Below are 879 nucleotides of genomic sequence, written 5' to 3' on the forward strand. Positions count from 1 at the left end.
AGAGCGGCTAACACCACCGATCCACGAAGCGTGCACAGATGATCGCAGCGGCCAGTTTCAGCAACGCTTCGTGGATGTCCAGTCGCCTTTCAAAGCGAATGCGCAGCTTGCCAAAGCCTGCAAACCATCCGTGTGTTCTCTCCACGACCCAGCGATGCTTGCCCAGCTTTTCGCTGCTCTCGACTCCTCGCCTGGCAATCCTGCTGGCGATACCGCGCTGCCTCAAGTAAGCACGGCAGCGTTTGTAGTCGTAGCCTTTGTCCGCATGCAGCTTCGCCGGCCGCTTGCGTGCCCGCCCCGGCAAGCCCGTAATGACTGGAATCGCATCCATGCACCTCTCGAACATCATGGAGTCGTGCCTGTTGGCACCGCTGACGAGGAGCACCAACGGGATACCTCTGGCATCTACAACGAGGTGTCGTTTGGAGCCGAGCTTGCCTCTATCGGTGGGGTTGGGGCCCGTTTCCTGGCCCCCCGGGGGCTTGGTACCGATGAGCCATCGATGCTGGCCCGGCTCCAATCAATCTGGTCATGCTCGCGCAGTCGCACCAGCATCGCTAGATGCAATTTCTGCCAGATGCCATTGGCATTCCAGTCACGTAAGCGCCGCCAGCAGGTCATACCACTGCCGTAGCCCAGGGCCTGGGGGAGATCCTCCCAAGGAATGCCTGTTTGCAGCACAAACAGGATGCCGTTGAGAGCTGCCTCATCGCTCACGGTGAGCTTGCGTGCGCCCCCTTTGACGGAAGGTTTGAAGGCGGGGATCAGGGGCTGCAGCTGTCGCCACAGCTCTTTGCTAACGGGTTGTCTTGCCATGAGGGCATGAAGCATAAATGCTTCATGCCGCTCTCAAAGGGAAGTAGTGTTAGCGGCTCTAAG

1 protein-coding gene is annotated in these 879 nt (G+C 59.4%); it reads right to left on the reverse strand.

Annotated elements, in window-relative coordinates:
- Positions 1 to 7 precede the first annotated feature (7 nt).
- A protein-coding gene (locus FSY45_RS27715; RefSeq protein ID WP_122974752.1) for an IS5 family transposase occupies positions 8 to 816 on the reverse strand; the annotation gives its coding sequence in 2 pieces (ribosomal slippage) (positions 8 to 486 and positions 486 to 816; 810 coding nt in all).
- Positions 817 to 879: the final 63 nt, after the last annotated feature.

This window comes from Comamonas sp. Z1 (genome assembly GCF_008121555.1).
Classification (GTDB): domain Bacteria; phylum Pseudomonadota; class Gammaproteobacteria; order Burkholderiales; family Burkholderiaceae_C; genus Comamonas; species Comamonas thiooxydans.